Annotated in this window: 14 protein-coding genes; 10 read left to right on the top strand and 4 right to left on the bottom strand. The window is 48.0% G+C overall.

The features are described 5' to 3' along the window. The gene (gene moaC, locus ACOIT5_RS21475) at nucleotides 1-456 is read right to left on the bottom strand and encodes a cyclic pyranopterin monophosphate synthase MoaC (protein WP_423128216.1); all 456 of its coding nucleotides are present in this window, start codon (nucleotides 454-456) and stop codon (nucleotides 1-3) included. A gap of 27 nt (nucleotides 457-483) precedes the next feature. After that, a complete protein-coding gene (locus tag ACOIT5_RS21470) occupies nucleotides 484-1,209 on the bottom strand; it encodes a sulfite exporter TauE/SafE family protein (protein ID WP_423128215.1) in 726 nt (241 codons plus the stop codon). A 466-nt stretch (nucleotides 1,210-1,675) separates the two neighbouring features. Between ACOIT5_RS21470 and ACOIT5_RS21465 the strand changes: the two genes are divergently transcribed. From ACOIT5_RS21465 to ACOIT5_RS21435, 7 genes are all read left to right on the top strand, one after another. Beyond that, entirely contained in the window at nucleotides 1,676-3,076 is a 1,401-nt protein-coding gene (locus tag ACOIT5_RS21465) for an MFS transporter (RefSeq protein WP_423128214.1), read from the top strand. After that, complete coding sequence (locus ACOIT5_RS21460; protein WP_423128213.1) at nucleotides 3,073-6,570, top strand: molybdopterin-dependent oxidoreductase; 3,498 nt, start codon at nucleotides 3,073-3,075, stop codon at nucleotides 6,568-6,570. Before ACOIT5_RS21465 ends, ACOIT5_RS21460 begins: the two co-directional genes overlap by 4 nt. A gap of 14 nt (nucleotides 6,571-6,584) precedes the next feature. Further along, a complete protein-coding gene (locus ACOIT5_RS21455) occupies nucleotides 6,585-8,042 on the top strand; it encodes a rubredoxin (protein WP_423128212.1) in 1,458 nt (485 codons plus the stop codon). Between the two features lie 11 nt (nucleotides 8,043-8,053). Then, nucleotides 8,054-9,025, top strand: a complete 972-nt coding sequence (locus tag ACOIT5_RS21450; RefSeq protein WP_423128211.1) for a GTP 3',8-cyclase MoaA — start codon at nucleotides 8,054-8,056, stop codon at nucleotides 9,023-9,025. 2 nt (nucleotides 9,026-9,027) lie between these two features. Further along, on the top strand, nucleotides 9,028-9,276 hold the full coding sequence (locus ACOIT5_RS21445; protein ID WP_423128210.1) for a MoaD/ThiS family protein: 249 nt from the start codon (nucleotides 9,028-9,030) through the stop codon (nucleotides 9,274-9,276). 66 nt (nucleotides 9,277-9,342) lie between these two features. After that, nucleotides 9,343-9,789: a molybdenum cofactor biosynthesis protein MoaE gene (locus tag ACOIT5_RS21440; protein ID WP_423128209.1), complete on the top strand. Its 447-nt coding sequence runs from the start codon at nucleotides 9,343-9,345 to the stop codon at nucleotides 9,787-9,789. After that, nucleotides 9,789-10,505, top strand: a complete 717-nt coding sequence (locus tag ACOIT5_RS21435; protein ID WP_423128208.1) for a HesA/MoeB/ThiF family protein — start codon at nucleotides 9,789-9,791, stop codon at nucleotides 10,503-10,505. Before ACOIT5_RS21440 ends, ACOIT5_RS21435 begins: the two co-directional genes overlap by 1 nt. Here the strand turns inward: ACOIT5_RS21435 and ACOIT5_RS21430 are convergent. Then, a complete protein-coding gene (locus tag ACOIT5_RS21430; protein WP_423128207.1) occupies nucleotides 10,502-11,086 on the bottom strand; it encodes a DUF4202 domain-containing protein in 585 nt (194 codons plus the stop codon). The genes ACOIT5_RS21435 and ACOIT5_RS21430 overlap by 4 nt on opposite strands. A 124-nt stretch (nucleotides 11,087-11,210) precedes the next feature. Between ACOIT5_RS21430 and nirB the strand changes: the two genes are divergently transcribed. Continuing rightward, nucleotides 11,211-13,706: a nitrite reductase large subunit NirB gene (gene nirB, locus ACOIT5_RS21425; protein ID WP_423128206.1), complete on the top strand. Its 2,496-nt coding sequence runs from the start codon at nucleotides 11,211-11,213 to the stop codon at nucleotides 13,704-13,706. Between the two features lie 3 nt (nucleotides 13,707-13,709). Next, nucleotides 13,710-14,063, top strand: coding sequence for a nitrite reductase small subunit NirD (gene nirD / locus ACOIT5_RS21420; protein WP_423128205.1), 354 nt, complete (start codon nucleotides 13,710-13,712; stop codon nucleotides 14,061-14,063). 89 nt (nucleotides 14,064-14,152) lie between these two features. On the opposite strand, the gene ACOIT5_RS21415 is transcribed toward nirD, so the two are convergent. After that, nucleotides 14,153-14,590, bottom strand: a complete 438-nt coding sequence (locus ACOIT5_RS21415; protein WP_423128204.1) for a hypothetical protein — start codon at nucleotides 14,588-14,590, stop codon at nucleotides 14,153-14,155. Between the two features lie 158 nt (nucleotides 14,591-14,748). On the opposite strand from ACOIT5_RS21415, the gene ACOIT5_RS21410 reads away from it, so the two are divergent. Continuing rightward, a complete protein-coding gene (locus tag ACOIT5_RS21410; protein ID WP_423128203.1) occupies nucleotides 14,749-14,949 on the top strand; it encodes a YwbE family protein in 201 nt (66 codons plus the stop codon). Nucleotide 14,950: the final 1 nt, after the last annotated feature.

Genomic DNA, 14,950 nt, shown 5'->3' with positions numbered 1-14,950 from the left:
TCAGGGATCATTTTTGGTTTTTTCAAGAAGCCGGACTGTTTCGATCACCATTATTTTATCCACAGCCTTACACATATCATACACGGTAAGCAGAGCCACCGAAACGGCAGTAAGGGCTTCCATTTCCACTCCGGTCCGCCCCTGGCATTTCACCCGTGCGGTTATTCTTACACCATCATGTTCGATTTCAGGTTTCACTTCAATTTTTGACAGGGGCAGGGGATGGCACAGGGGGATCAGGTCGCTGGTTTTTTTGGCTGCCTGTATCCCTGCAATCTGAGCTACTGTGAGCACATCGCCTTTTTTCATGAGGTATTCTTTAATCAGGCGGACGGTTTCGCTGTTCAGTCTGATTTTTCCGGAGGCAACGGCCGTTCGTCCCTGCTCGGGTTTCTGCCCGACATCTACCATGTTTGCTTTTCCGTCGTGATCGATATGGGTAAGTTGTTTTTTCATTAAAACCTTGTTTTATCTGTAACATTGTCAAATTACGAATAGTTTAATGCTGGCCATCAGAAGTACCCCGGCGAGGATGTATTTCAAGCTTGACGGGTTCAGTTTGAAACTTCCCGCGGCTGAACCGGCTATACCGCCAATGACGGCAACAGCTACCCAGGTGAGCAAGTCCGCACCGATAACCGGTCCCGATCCGTTCAGCCCCAACAAGCCCGAAGCTGAGTTCAGGAAAATAAATACGGATGACACGGCTGCTGTTTCTTTCTGATCTGCCCATCTGAACAAAATCAGGAGTGGACTGAGAATCACCCCTCCGCCAATACCAATAAGTCCCGAAATAAAACCAAGTGCGGCGCCGGCCACCAAACCTGCCGGAAACGGAACTTTTTTATTTTGAACAGGCCCTTCATCGGGCATGAACAACATCCGTCCGATGCCGGCGATCAGGCATATGCCAAGAAGATACTTGTAAAGCCGCTGATCAATGCTTATCCCGGCTCCCCAATATGACATGGGGATCGAAGTAATAATGAAGGGGAATAACAGTTTCCATCGCAAGTATCCTCCTTGATAAAAGGAAAAAAAAGCGATAAAAGAAACAAAGAGATTGAGTGTGAGGGCCGATGGTCTCATCACGGAAGCTTCCATCCCGAAAAGAGCCATCAGAGCGAGATATCCGCTTGCCCCGCCATGTCCTACCGAAGCATACAGAAAGGAGATGACCAATAATATCAGCAAAAACAAGAATTCCATAATCCAATAAACTGATGGTTTTATTATAACAGCTTGCTGCCAATCCAACCAGAATGTGGTTGAGTTGTCATGCAACTTCAAAGGTCCCGAATTGAAGCGAAAGTTACTATTTGGTATAGTATGATTTAATTTTAAGTCAAATTGTTAATGTAAGCTTAACTTTAAAATCTATTTGTATGATTTTTATCTTCTAAATAAGCATGAATTAAATTTGTTTAGGCTACGGTGAGTTCATCATTCTGATTTTAAAGCCTTTGATCGTCTTTATCTATCCGATTTCAATTTAGTTGAAATTATCATTTGTGTATAAAAAATGACTAAAAAATGTTTAAATGATATATTATTTCATGTATTTAAGACAATTTAATATTTTAATAATAAATAAAAAAGATAATTGATAGTTGTTAATTCATTTCTTTGTGAAAAGAATAAGACATAATTGTCTTTAATAATTGGGATCATGGTTATGGAAAAAGTAAATTCAACAAAAGCCGGTAAAATCGAACTGTTTAGTTTAAAAACAATCCAGATGAGGACCTTCCACATTACCTGGTTCTCCTTTTTCTTATGTTTTTTCGGATGGTTTGGCGTAGCGCCTTTAATGGCGGTTATCCGGGAAGAGCTGCTTTTGTCGAAAGCTCAGATTGGCAACATCATCATTTCGTCGGTGATGATTACCATTTTTGCCCGTTTATTCATCGGCTGGCTGGCTGATAAAATCGGCCCGCGGATTACCTATACCTGGCTGCTCATTGTCGGAGCATTCCCCGTGATGCTCATCGGCTTAAGCACCGATTACACTTCGCTGCTGATTTTCCGTTTAATGATTGGAATTATCGGGGCGTCGTTTGTACTGACCCAGTTTCACACGTCGCTGATGTTTGCTTCGAACGTGGTGGGAACAGCCAACGCCACCACGGCGGGCTGGGGAAATTTGGGAGGTGGTGTAACGCAAATCGTTATGCCATTGATTTTTGCCGGATTTATCGGCCTTGGGTTTGTCGACAGTCAGGCCTGGAGGTACGCCATGATCATCCCCGGAATACTGATGATTGTGATGGGAATCATTTATTACAAATTCACTACCGATACTCCGCAAGGGAATCTAAAGGATTTAAAAAGGTTGGACCCGGAGTTTGCCATCGGGAAAAAAACTGAAAATGGCAGCTTTGCCGCAGCACTCAAAGACTATCGTGTTTGGGGCCTTTTCCTGATTTACGGCGCCTGTTTCGGCGTTGAGTTAACAGTCAACAACATCGCCTCACTTTATTACCGGGACTATTTTAACCTGGATGTTAAAACAGCGGGTTTAATTGCCGGCTTGTTTGGATTGATGAACCTGTTTGCCCGGTCTCTTGGCGGAATTTTGGGCGATAAATCGGGTATGAAGTGGGGACTGAAAGGACGCGTTTATTTTCTGTTTTTGACCTTGCTTTTTGAAGGTCTTGCAATTATGCTATTCAGCAAGGTGACTGTCCTGCCATTGGCAATCGGGTCGATGATTATTTTTAGCCTGTTTGTTCAGTTGGCCGAGGGGGCAACATTCTCGGTTGTGCCTTTTGTAAATAAGCGGGCGGTAGGGACCGTTTCGGGCATTGTCGGCGCGGGTGGTAATGCCGGGGCGGTTGCAGCCGGTTTTCTGTTCAAAGTTGAAGGCCTTTCATATCCGCAAGCGCTGTTTGTCATCGGAATTGTTGTCACGGTTATTTCGCTTTTTGCTTTTTTGATCCGCTTTTCGGAGGAGGCAGAAGAGGAGGCGGGGCTGGAGATGCAACAACTTCTTTTGCGAAATGATAAGCCAGCGCTTCGACCGGTTTATGCGTTTAGCTTTTCTCAAAATACCATCCATAAGTATGTTACGGAATGATTGGCAATGAATATAAATCGACTTGCTCGTACTGTGGCGTCGGATGCGGAATTATCGTATCGAAAAAGCCCGACGGGAAGGTTACGGTAAGAGGAGACGACGACCATCCGGTGAACCGCGGAAAGTTGTGCTCCAAAGGGCTGAACCTTCACTACGTGGTCAATAACAAAACCGATCGGCTGCTGTATCCACACTTCAGGCGGGCCAAAGGTTATCCGCTGGTAAAAACCGACTGGCCGGAAGCTGTTAATCGGGTTGCTTCGGTATTTAAAACACTCATCGATAAGTTCGGACCTGATTCGGTTGGGTTCTATATCTCGGGCCAATGCCTGACTGAAGAATATTATGTGGCTACCAAATTGGCAAAGGGCTATTGGAGAACCAATAATATCGATACCAACTCACGCTTGTGTATGAGCTCAGCTGTAACCGGTTATAAAATGCAACTTGGCGAAGATGCGGTGCCAATTGCGTATGACGATATTGAACTGGCTGACTGTTTTTATATTGCCGGGGCCAATCCGGCATGGTGCCATCCGATACTTTTCAGGCGGATTGAAGCGCATAAAGCAGCTAATCCGGATATTAAAATCATTGTCGCCGACCCGCGTAAAACGCAAAGCTGCGAGTTGGCTGATTTGCACTTACAGCTTAATCCGGGGACCGATGTTTTTCTAAACAACGCGATTGGCCGGTGCCTGATTGAAGGCGCTTATACCGATCAGCAGTTTGTGCAAAATAACACCGAAGGCTACGAAGAATACAAACAGAAGGTCATGGAACTTTCGCTTGCTGAATCGGCTGCCATATGCGGGTTGCAGGAGGACGATATTCAGTTGGCGGCAAAATACATCGGCGGGGCTAAAGGCTTCATCCCGATGTGGGCGATGGGTTTAAATCAAAGTGTTGTGGGGGTGAACAAGAATTTATCGCTGATAAACCTGTCGTTGATTACCGGTAAAATAGGGAAACCCGGTTCAGGACCTTTCTCACTCACCGGCCAACCCAACGCGATGGGAGGACGCGAGGTGGGAGGCATGTGTAACCTGCTGCCCGCCCACCGGAACCTCGACAATGAACATCATCGTCGGGAAGTGGCTGATTTTTGGGGAGTAGATCAGGTTCCGGCCACGCCGGGTTACAGCGCTACCGAAATGATTGAAGCCCTTGACCAGGGTAAGTTGAAGGCCATTTGGATCATTTGCACCAATCCGCTGGTAAGTCTGCCTAATTCCAACCAGGTTGAAAAGGCGCTGAAAAAAGCAAAATTCGTTGTGGTGCAGGACATCTCCGAAAAATCAGATACGATCCCTTTTGCCGATGTGGTTCTTCCGGCGGCAGGCTGGCTGGAAAAAGACGGGACCATGACCAACTCGGAACGTCGCATCAACTACCTCCGCAAAGTGATTGAAGCGCCCGGCCAGGCTTTGCCAGATTACGAAATTATCTGCCGGGTCGCCCGTAAAATGGGTTACTCCGGTTTCAACTTTAAAAGCGCCCGCGAGGTTTTTGACGAATACAAGCTACTGACGCGCGGCACCAATTTGTCGTTTGAGGAGCTGTCGTACAATTACCTGATTGAAAAAGGAACAGTTCAGTGGCCTTTCAGAAATAACCGGGGAACAAGCCGCCTGTTCGAAGATGGCAGGTTTTACACGCCGGGGGCTAAAGCCCGTATTTTTGCCGTTGAACCGAAGCATAACGCGGAATCGCCCTCCGGTGAATATCCGCTTATTTTAACCACAGGCCGGATTCGCGACCAGTGGCATACGATGACCCGTACCGGAAAAGTCAAAAAACTGGAGCAACACATGGCAAGTCCCTGTTTGGAGATTCATCCGGATGATGCCCGGAAGTACGAGTTTACCAAGGGCGATATTGCTGTGGTAAGAAGCGATCGCGGCCAGGTGCAGGTGCCGGTGAAAATTACCGCCGAAATGAAACGGGGGGTGGTGTTCTTACCCATGCACTGGGGAAAGGTTTTATCGGGCAACCAGGTACGCGCCAATAACCTGACAAGCGGCCTGGTTGATCCCCAATCAAAAGAACCCGACTTCAAATACACCAGAGTTGCCGTTTCGAAATACAGCAAAGCTGCCGAACGGCTTGTCGTTGTTGGCGCCGGCGCTGCAGCCATGCAATTTATCCGCAGCTACCGCGGGAAAAACACGACGGACGAACTTGTCGTGATATCCAAAGAAATACATCCTTTTTACAACCGGGTGCTGTTGCCCGATTATATTGCCGGTACTCTGAAATGGGAAGCCCTTCAAAAAACCAGTGACGCTGAGTTGGAAGGACTCAACATCCGAGTGGAACCCGGGGTGAGTGTCGAGCACATTGATCCGGAAACAAAAACGGTTTATTGTTCAAACGCGAAAAGCATTCGTTACGGGAAGCTGATCCTGGCCACCGGATCCCGGGCCAACATACACCACCCGGAGTGGATGTTATATCCGGGCATATATACCATCCGCGACAAGTTTGATGCCGATCGTTTCAGGAACGGGATTAAACCGGCCAACCATGTTTTGGTGGTGGGAGGCGGATTATTGGGACTGGAGATGGCCGCTTCACTGCTCGAACTGAACGTGCAGGTCACCCTGGCAAACCGGAATCCGCGCCTGATGGACCGGCAACTCGACAACGAATCAGGCAGTTTGCTGAAGGAGATCCTGACCGAAAAAGGGATAAATATTCTTTTTAATGACGAGCTAAGCCAGCTTGTTCCGGTTGCCGGACAAACATACCAGGTTACATTTAAGAGCGGGAAACGATTGAGCTTTGATGCGGTGGTTTTTGCCATCGGAACCCAACCCAACATTGAATATGCCCAAAATGTGGTCAACACGCGTCGCGGGATTATTGTAAACGAACAGTTGCAAACGAGCTGCGAATCAATTTACGCGATTGGCGAAATTGCAGAGTTCCGGGGAAACCTGTATGGCATCACGGCAGCTGCCGAAGAACAGGCGGCGGTGTTGGCCAATCACCTTCTTGGCAACCCCATGAGCCAATACCGGGGCACAGTTTCCACGAATCATCTGAAAATTCCGGGCATCGACCTTTGTTCGATCGGCTTGACCAGTATCCCCGATGGTTCGGCGGGTTACGAAGAGGTTGTGTTTATTGACAAAGCGGCCCGCTATTACAAAAAATGTATTGTAAAAGACGACGTGCTGGTAGGCGCCATTTTAATGGGCGACAAAGCGGAGTTTGCCGAATTCAGAAAACTGATTACCCAAAAAACCGAGCTGGCAAGCCTTCGGAATACCCTGTTACGCACCGGAAAACCGCTTGAACCGGTGATCGGGGAGCTGCTCTGTTCGTGTAATCAGGTGGGTGAAGGCAACATTTTGAAATCCGTTCGTGCCGGAGCGACGACGATTGATGCTGTTGGTGAGCAAACCGGCGCCGGGTTGGGATGTGGAAGTTGCCGCCCCGAAATTCAGAAAATACTGAAAAAAGAAACGAAGCTGGTTGCTGTAAGCTAAAAACAAACAAGCAAATGAGCCGATCAAAACAACTGTACCGGATACTGAATAAAGGCGGGGTTCTGTCTCCGGCGCTTCTGTCAAAAATACTGAAAGTGGCGGAAGACGCGGGGAATACGCATGTTTTTCTGGGTTCGCGCCAGGATATTTTGTTTTTTTTGCCCGAAACCGCATCGGAAACCCAGCTCCATAATGAAGGGTTTTCCGTTTATAAACGCAGTTCGGGTATTCAAAATGTGGTGTCGTCCTATGTGTGTGTCGATATGCTGCCTTCAACCAACTGGGTACATTCCGGCACTTACCTGAACGTGCTCGATCAGTTTACCTTCCACCACTCGTTGCGGGTAAACCTGGTAGACCCGCGGCAAAACCTGGTTCCCCTGTTTTACGGACAGCTCAATTTTGTTGCTTCCGAAACGCCCAATTACTGGCACCTTTACCTGAACCTTCAAGCCGGAAAAAGTCCGCAATGTTGGGATGGGCTGATCTTTACCGACGACATTGCCCGCTTTGCACAAACACTGGAACAGTTGATCATCGGGCAGAACATAAAATCGCAGGAGAAGCTGAAAGAAAAGATGGCCGGTTCAACATTGCAAAAAAATACGCTTGAAACAACAGCAAAACTTATTTTACCCGAAGGTTTCTTTCCGTATTACGAAGGACTGAATAAGATTGACGGGAAGGACCTGTATTGGGCAGGTTTCTACTGGCGGAACAATCAATATCCCATTCCGTTTTTAAAGGAAATCTGCGAGTTATGCCAACGGACCAACCTGGTAAAAATAAGCTTTACACCATGGAAAACCTTTCTGATCAAAGACATTGAAGCCAAAGATAAAATCTATTGGGAGGAACTGATTGGACGGTACGGCATTAACATGCGCCATTCCTCCTTCGAATTAAACTGGCACTTGCCCTTGCTCGATCAGCAGGCCCTGAAACTGAAACGATACCTGGTCGCCGGTTTCGATCAATTCGACATCCGGACCTTCGGCCTGTCATTTGCCATCCTGAATAAAGACGGCGAGCGCTTTACAAGCGTCGTGATCCGTTCAAAAGGCTGGCTCCCCTTTCTCGGTCGGTTTGATTTTACCCGGACTTACTCTGTTGAATATGCGTACGACTTTAACCCAAATAACAACCATTACGTCGCGTACGCGACAAACCTGGGCAAAAATGAGTTGCCGCAAACACTTCGTGAACTGTCGAAACGCTATTACGCCCGCTTGTTTGTGCAGCATAAGTGGGGACAAATTCCGAAGCAGGTTCAGCCTGGACACACTCAGCGGGTGGTTTGGCAATGCCCTGATTGCCTGACGGTTTATGATGACCGTTACGGCGATCTGCTGGCCCGTATCAAAGAGGGGGTTCCTTTCGGCCTGTTACCCGACAGCTATTGTTGCCAGGTTTGCGAAACGCCCAAATCGGCTTTTACCTGGCTGGAGTTAACAGAACCTGTTGGTATTTAAAAAATGGAAAGATGAAACGAATTGAAGATCACCTTGGACGACGTTTTGAAAAATTGAGGATCAGCTTGCTGAATACCTGCAACTTTTCGTGCGTGTACTGTGTGAATGACCACACCCATACGCCTTTCCAGGGAATTGTACCCGTTTTTAAAGAAGAACAACTCGATACCGGCGGCTTTATTTCGCTGATTGGAGCAGTTCACAAGCTGACAGGTCTGAAGAGTATCCGTCTTACCGGTGGTGAACCGCTTTTATACATGGATCTGATCCCGCTCATTGAAAAAATCAGGGCTATCGGAATTGAAGATATTCGTCTGACCACAAACGGCTATTACCTGAAGCAAAGTGCCCGGAAATTAAAAGATGCAGGCCTTCAGTCGGTTAATGTATCCATTGATGCCATCGACCTGGAACTGTTAAAAAAAATTGCACGCCACAACCAGCCCCGGCGTGTTTTCGAAGGCATTGAAGCGGCCCTGGATGCCGGATTGAAACTGAAACTGAATGCGGTTATTATGCGGGGAAAAAATGAATCACAAATTATTCCGCTGCTCGATTATGCCTCGGGAATGGGTGTAAAAATCCGTTATCTCGAACTGATGAACATGGGGCACCTGTACCATAAGCCAAACGAATTGTTTTATGCCGAACATGAAATCCTTGCCACCATAAGCAGACGCTATGTGATCGAAAAATTACCGCATACGCCGTCTGAAACCGCCCGTTACTGGACAGCCGGGGAAAACCGGGTTTTTGGCATTATCGCCAACGAATCAACTCCTTTTTGCCGCGACTGCAACCGCCTGCGTATGGATAGCCGGGGAAATTTTTTTGGTTGCCTGAGTAACGCCCGCGGCGAGAAACTGGCGCCTTACCTAAACGACCCCGGATTATTAACAGACAAACTCCAGAAGCTACTGTGGCTCAAGCAGCCTGTGAAGTTCCGGGGCAGTGAATTATCAATGAGAAATATTGGAGGATAACGATGAAAACACAAATTCAAATTACCTGTTTTGCCGCGCTGCGGAAATTTTTTGATCCGGAGGTAAACATTCAGCTTCAACTGCCGGCCGCTTATCATTCGGTTATTTATGAACTGAAAAAGCTCAATCCGCAAGCGGCTGATCTGTTGGATCATTGCCGGATTGCCGTGAATGAACGCTTTGTGGCGCCCACCGACCTGAAAATGACCGATGAGCCGGTATACCTGATTCCGCCGTCAAGCGGTGGTTGAGAAGAAGTTGCCGGTTGCAATACACAATCAATGACCAGTTTACAAATGCCCAATGACAATTAACAGATGAAACACCTCAGATATACACCGATCCATTATGCCGGCTTGTTTGACGATTTTCGTGATCCGAACAGCGGGGCAGTCGTTCTTTTTAGCGGCGAGGTTCGCGACAACAACAACGGCAAACCGGTAATCCGGCTCGAATATGAAGCATACGAGCCCATGGCTGAAAAAATGATCGGACAAATTTTGGATGAAGCGACAGCAAAATGGAAGCTGAACAAGGCGGTTTGCATACATCGGCTCGGACCGGTTGCTATTTCAGCCTGTGCGGTTGTAGTGATTACCGGATCGGCCCACCGGGCGGCGGCTTACGAGGCCAACCACTACATCATCGACCGGGTGAAAAATGAAGTACCTATCTGGAAGCATGAATTTTATACCGACGGCACCAGCGAATGGGGCCGGAATTGTGATTGTCAGGTTCATTTCCATCCCCATACTTTTGCCTGATGAAAACACTGACTACAGAAGAATATACCCGCTTTTCGCGTCACCTGTCGCTTCATGAAATTGGCGAAAGCGGGCAACAAAAACTGAAAAATGCAAAGGTACTGGTTGTTGGCGCCGGAGGGCTGGGCAGTCCGCTGCTCGTTTACCTGACGGCAGCAGGCGTGGGCTCTATCGGCATTGCCGATGACGATGTGGTGAGCCTCTCCAATTTGCAGCGGCAGGTACTCTACACAACGGCACAACTTGGGCAGAAAAAAGTTGAGCTGGCTGCAAAACGGCTCCGGGATCTATATCCTGAGGTCGAAATTCAGGCCTGCGATCAACGGCTGAATACTGAGAATGCCGGTGAACTGATCGGAAAATATGACCTGGTGGCTGATTGCTCCGATAATTTTGTAACCCGCGAATTGCTGGGACGCGAAACGGAGCGCTTAAACAAACCCCTGGTCTATGCCTCGGTGATGAATTACGAAGGGCAGCTGACGGTATTTAATTACCGGAACGGCCCGGCATTTCGTCAGCTTTACCCAACAGTGCCCAAGGATGGGATATTTAAGGCTGAAGATATTGGTTTGGTGGGCGTTTTACCCGGTATTGCCGGAAGCCTGCAGGCCAACGAAGTGATCAAGATCATTACCGGATACGGTGAGGTGCTCTGCGGAAAACTGCTGGTTTTCTCGATTTTGGACAACCGGTTCAGGCTGATTTCAATTTAACCCAAAGCTTGCTTCACAATCCGCCGGGTTGGCTCGGGCAGGTTTAACTGTAATGCAACATGATGTCCATGTTCCGACATTTTATTCCAGGTTTTCTGCACAATCTGAACCAGTTGGGCTTCCGGTTTTTCATGCATGAAATCACTCAGGTAATGTTCAAGAAAAACCAGGCAAACCACATCTTCCAGTTTTTGCGACTCCTCGAGCCTGTAGATGTTCAGTTTTTTCAGGATGTCAAGTACTCCCGAAATAAAACCGTCGTCATACCCGCTGGATTTCAGGATGGCAACCGCTTTCTCAGCCTGGTAGGCGGCCAGGAAATTTCGCCACTGGTAATAGCCGGTTTTGCCTTCGGGGTAACTGGTCCGCTTAATTTCCCAGCGGTACAAATGCTGGCAGTATGCTGCAATAGTCAATGGCTCAGAGGCATCGGGATAGACGCTTTTCAGGCAATTCAGCAACCGGCTGATGTAGAGCCACTCTGCGGGAACTGTTTCAGTTCCGCTTAATTCGAGATTCGGGTCCCGAAGGTGTGCCGCTTTCAGCGCTTCGGTGGCCGGTTGGAAATTCGGACTGTACATGCTTTTCTGTTTAGAATGGATAAACACATTGAAATGCCAAAAGTTGATGACAGCAACAATAAAAACGTCAAACAAACAGTGAAAACAAACTCATTTTCGGGAATTTAGAAATAAAGACTTCCATATGAAAAAACGAATTTTATTAATCGGGAACGGGATGACCGGCTACAAATTTTGTGAAAAATTTGCCGCGTCAACCCTGGTAAACGACTACGAATTAGTTGTTTTTGGAGAAGAAAAATACCCGGCTTACGACCGGGTGCATCTCACGTCGTATTATACGGGCACCGCTCCTGCCGAATTGCTTATGGCTCCTGCCGGTTGGTACCGGGAGAACAGCATCAGCCTGTTGACAAACGAAAAAATTACAGCTATCAACCGCGAAACCAAAACAGTGGTCTCCGAAAAGGACCGGACGTATCCTTACGACCTGCTGGTCTTTGCCACCGGATCATCGGCTTTTGTTCCGCCAATTGATGGCATTGATAAACAGGGCGTGTTTGTGTACCGTACATTTGATGATATCGACAAGATCAAAGAATACATTCCAAAAGCCAAAAATGCCGTAGTGATTGGAGGCGGATTGTTGGGACTTGAAGCGGCCAAGGCGGTTTTGGACGACGGGCTTCCAACCAGCATTGTTGAGTTTGCCCCGCGCCTGATGCCCCGTCAGCTCGATCCGCAGGGTGCAGAGATACTGAAAGCAAAGCTGGAAGAATTCAACCTGAACGTTCTGTTAAATAAGAGCACCGAGACGATTCTTGGAAACGGCAAACTGGAAGGGCTGCAATTTACCGATGGCTCACGGATCGATGCCGATTTGCTGGTGATTTCGGCCGGTATCCGCCCGCGCGACGAGTTGGCCCGGTCTGCCGGTCTCGGGGTACATCCCCGCGGAGGAATTGTGGTGAACAGCAAAATGGAAACGACCGACCCCTTCATTTTTGCCATTGGCGAGTGTGTGGTTGTTCACAACATGGTTTGGGGCCTGGTGGCTCCCTGCTACGAAATGGCTGAAGTCCTGGTAAAAAATCTTCAGGGCGCAGAGGCCGAATTTCCAGGTTTCGACCTCTCGTCAAAACTAAAGCTAATCGGAACCGATGTGGCCAGCTTTGGCGACGCCCTCATTCAGGATGAAAAGGTAAAAACCATTGTTTATGAAAATAAGGCCCGCGGAATTTATAAACGCCTGAATTTGTCGGAAGACGGAAAGTATCTGTTGGGAGGTATTCTGGTTGGCGAGGCCGAAGAGTATAACCTGCTCAAACAAGTGGTAACCAATAAAATGGTTTTGCCGCCCAACCCCGAAAATTTTATCTTGGGCGTTCGCAACGGCGAGGGTGCAGCCGGCATCAGTGTGGCCGATTTGCCCGACAGCGCGAACATTTGCTCGTGCGAAAACATCAGTAAAGGAGCCATTTTAAACGCCATTGAGAACGAAGGGGCCGAAGCCGTTCCGCTGATTAAAAAATGTACAAAAGCAGGAACCGGCTGCGGCGGCTGCATGCCCATGCTCGACGATTTGCTTACCGTTTACATGAAAGCGCAGGGGCGGGAGATCCGTCAAACCATTTGCGAACATTTCAGCTATACCCGCCAGGAACTGTACGATTTAATTAAGATAAACGAAATCAGAAGCTTTGGCGGATTATTGAAAAACTACGGCAGCGGTTCGGGTTGCGAAACCTGTAAACCGGTCGTTGCCTCCCTGTTGGCTAGCATCTGGAATGATGTGATCGTGAAACACGATACCATTCAGGATACCAACGACCGTTTTCTGGCAAACATCCAGCAAGGGGGCCTTTATTCGGTGGTCCCGCGAATTCCGGGTGGTGAGATTACCCCGGAGAAACTGATGGTGATTGGGCGTGTGGCAAAAAAATATGAACTCTACACCAAAATTACCGGAGGTCAGCGGATTGACCTGTTTGGCGCCCGGGTCGACCAGTTGCCCGACATTTGGGAGGAGCTGATTGATGCCGGTTTCGAAAGCGGACATGCCTACGGGAAAGCATTGCGTACGGTGAAGAGCTGCGTGGGCTCAACCTGGTGCCGTTACGGCATGCACGATTCGGTCACCTTCGCCATCGATATTGAAAACCGTTACAAAGGATTGCGATCCCCGCATAAACTGAAAGGCGGCGTTTCAGGTTGTGTCCGCGAGTGCGCCGAGGCCCGCGGAAAAGATTTTGGCGTCATTGCCACCGAAAAGGGCTGGAACCTTTTTGTATGCGGAAACGGCGGGGCCAACCCAAGACATGCCGATTTGCTGGCCTCCGACCTTGACGAGAAAACGGTAATCAAGTATATTGACCGGTTTCTGATGTTTTACATTAAAACCGCCGGACCGCTTACCCGGACATCAAAATGGCTGGCCGGCCTCGAAGGCGGACTGGCTTACCTGAAAGATGTTATTGTGAAAGATTCGCTCGGCATCGCTGAAAAGCTGGAACAGGAAATGGAAGAATTGATCTCGCATTATAAGTGTGAATGGACAGAAGTGGTTCGTAACCCGGAACTACGAAAGAAATTCCGCCATTTTGTGAACTCAGATAAATCCGATGATACAATCAAATTTATGCCATTGCGGAACCAGAAAATTCCCGCCAAATCAGAATAAATTATGGACGTAAAAGAACAAAACCAAGTGAAAGAATGGGTACAGACAGCGGTTGCAGACGAATTTCCTGAAAACGGGGGAGCGGCAGTTTTAGTGAAGGGCGAACAAATAGCCGTGTTCAACTTTACCGACGAAGGCCGATGGTTTGCTACCCAGAACCAGTGTCCGCATAAAGGCGAAATGGCTATTTCCAGGGGACTGACCGGAGATGCTGACGGACATCCCAAAGTGGCCTGCCCGTTTCATAAACGTACCTTTTCGCTCGAAGACGGCAAATGCCTGACAGATGAAAATTATCAACTGAAAACCTACCCGGTAAAAGTTGAGGACGGCTATGTTTATATCGGGATTGTTTGAGCCGGAAAACGTTAACTGCAAAAAAAACTGCCCAAAAGCAAAACGTTTTTGGGCAGGATAAAACCGGTGTTAAGGGTCAAATTATTCGCTTATGCAGATTTAGCCGCTTCTGCTGTTTTTCCCGGTCCCAGGACGATGGCAACCACGGCCCCGGCGATGGCTGTAATGACGATCATGATCAGGATATCTGCAAAAACGGCTGTCAGGTTCATCAGGTTAGAGGTGCCGTACATGATCAGATCGAAACTGGCTCCCATCAGCAGTCCCAAAATTGCGCCTGCTTTGGCTCCCGCAGCCAGGCCGCGGATGTTTGCCCAAACTCCGAAAATAACTGCCAGCAGAAAGCCCCATAACAGGTTTCCCAGCGCTAAAGCCCACATTTCCATTTGATCCATTTCTCTGGCGACCCCGGTTGCCGAGCCGGCATTGTCGGCCATAAAACCGGCAAAAAGAAAGCCGTAAAACAACCATCCGAGCAGGAAGAAAACAATTCCTCCCGCGATACCTCCGAATAGAATTTTTTTCATACTACTAATATTTAATGATTTAGAGTAAGTAATTTACGGAATTTCGCCATGCAATCAAAGTATGGGGAGCTTTCATTCTCTTCATGTTTTTTGATGAAAAGAACGTCGCTTTCATTTTTACGGAATTTTGTTACTTTGCCTGCTTAAAAACAGAACAGATGGACGGAAGAAAACGCTCGGATATTAAAATCGAAAGTCATGTCGAGATTGTACAGAAACAGGATCAGCGTACCGGTGAACTGACCGAAGGTTACGTGGCCCAAATCCTGACAAAATCACCCACCCACCCGCATGGCATTAAAGTTCGTTTGGAAACCGGTGAAGTAGGGCGTGTGAAAAATATCCTGGAAGACGATTAAG

Source organism: Gaoshiqia hydrogeniformans, from assembly GCF_049347105.1.
Lineage (GTDB): Bacteria > Bacteroidota > Bacteroidia > Bacteroidales > Prolixibacteraceae > Gaoshiqia > Gaoshiqia hydrogeniformans.
The sequence above is the reverse complement of the archived record's forward strand: the minus strand, read 5'-3'. Positions and strand labels throughout refer to the sequence as shown.